The sequence below is a fragment of the Oleiphilus sp. HI0132 genome (assembly GCF_001635845.1).
The window spans coordinates 1-858 of sequence record NZ_LWGJ01001864.1; the positions used below are offsets into that span (position 1 = coordinate 1).

Consider the following 858-nt stretch of genomic DNA (forward strand, 5'->3'; position numbering starts at 1 on the left):
GCTAACCCTTTCAATTTCCTGAATACAGGTTGGACTGGTGACATTTATTTCTGTCAGGTAATCACCAATCACATCGATACCTACAAATAACAAGCCCCTATCTAGTAAATCATCTTTTATCTGATCAACGATCCAATAGTCACGTTCAGTCAGTGGCAGCACTTCTCCACGACCACCTGCAGCCAAATTGCCTCGCGACTCACCTTGCCCCGGAATTCTCGCCAAGCCAAAAGCAACCGGCTCACCATCAATAATAAGTATACGCTTATCGCCATTCTTTATCTCAGGCAAATATTTTTGCGCCATCACCTGTTGCTGGCCATGCTGACTCAGCGTTTCGAGAATCACACTTAGGTTACTGTCCCCCAGAGTCACTCTGAAAATAGAAGCGCCTCCCATACCATCCAAGGGTTTATAGATGACGTCTTCATGCTGCTTACAAAACGCTTTCAAGCGTTGCTGATCTCTCGAGACCAAAACAGGCGGGCAACATTGGGGGAAAAGAGTCGCGTATAGCTTTTCATTACAATCTCGCAAGCTTTGGGCTTTATTTAATACTAAAGCTCCCTGCTGCTCGGCCCGTTCTAGAATATGCGTAGCGTAAATAAACTCTGAATCAACGGGTGGATCCTTACGCATAAGAATGACGTCTAACTCAGCCAAATCGGCTTCGCGCGGCTCACCAAGTTCATACCAGCTTTGCTCATCGTTACTTACCTTGAGAGGCGTCAAACGTCCACGAGCCGTACCTTGATCCAAATATAGGTCAGACATTTCCATATAGTTCAAAGACCAGCCTTTCGCTTGGGCAGAAAGCAGCATAGCGAAGGAACTATCCTTCTTGATATTAATCCCGGA

The 858-nt window shown here is 46.0% G+C and carries 1 protein-coding gene; it reads right to left on the reverse strand.

What is annotated here, in order from left to right; translation table 11 throughout:
• Positions 1-858: glutathione synthase (gene gshB / locus A3766_RS28155; protein ID WP_231883025.1), on the reverse strand; the 858-nt coding region annotated here is incomplete at both ends.